The sequence below is a fragment of the Vibrio sp. 03_296 genome (genome assembly GCF_002265885.1).
Genome location: NZ_NPKW01000858.1, coordinates 1 through 841 on the forward strand (window position 1 = coordinate 1; position 841 = coordinate 841).

The window sequence follows — 841 nt, forward strand, 5'->3', positions numbered from 1 at the left end:
ACGCACAGCCAGCCTTAATGAGAAAACCGAGCAGCTCGAACACCACATTCGATTACTCAATCAAACGCGCGACAAACTGATCGTCAATGAAAAGCTAGCGGCCTTAGGCGAGTTAACCGCTGGTATCGCCCATGAGATTAACAACCCAACCGCCGTGATACTGGGCAACGTCGAGTTGATTCGTTTTGAACTCGGTGAGGATGCCACACGCGTAGAGGAGGAGATAGAAACGGTGATGGCGCAGATTGACCGTATTCGAACATCACGCGAAGTTTGCTGCATACACCGACAGGCGGGGTGCAGGATGAAATCATCTGGCAACACGTCAATCCGATCATCGAAGAGAGCATTACGTTGGTGAAAACCAGGCTCTAAAAAACGCACCATGAGTTCGTCACTGAGCTCAATGCGCATACATCGGTTGAAGTGAATCGCCATCAACTGTTGCAGATTTTGGTTAACTTACAAATGAATGCCATCCATGCAATGAACGGCGAGGGCCGATTGACCATCACCAGTGAAGATTGGTTGGAGATGGGAAGCGTGGACGCGGTCATCCRCATTGAAGATCAAGGTTGCGGCATCAAACCGAAAAACTGAGCCGAATATTGACCCGTTTTACACCACTAAACGTGATGGAACTGGCCTTGGTCTTTCTGTTAGCCAGAGTTTGCTTAGCCAATCCGGTGGGGAGATCAAAGTGCGTTCACAACTGGGGATTGGCAGCACGTTTAGTGTTTACCTCCCGAGAAAAAATGAAGCCAAACTGCGTGACACCTTACTGATTCAGTAGCGATATGGATCGGCATAAAGAAAAGCTCTGTCGATGACGACAGAGCTT

Annotated in this window: 1 pseudogene; it reads left to right on the forward strand. The window is 48.9% G+C overall.

Annotated elements, in window-relative coordinates:
- Nucleotides 1–793 (forward strand): annotated as a pseudogene (locus CIK04_RS28420) (sensor histidine kinase); the annotation flags it as partial.
- Nucleotides 794–841 lie beyond the last annotated feature (48 nt).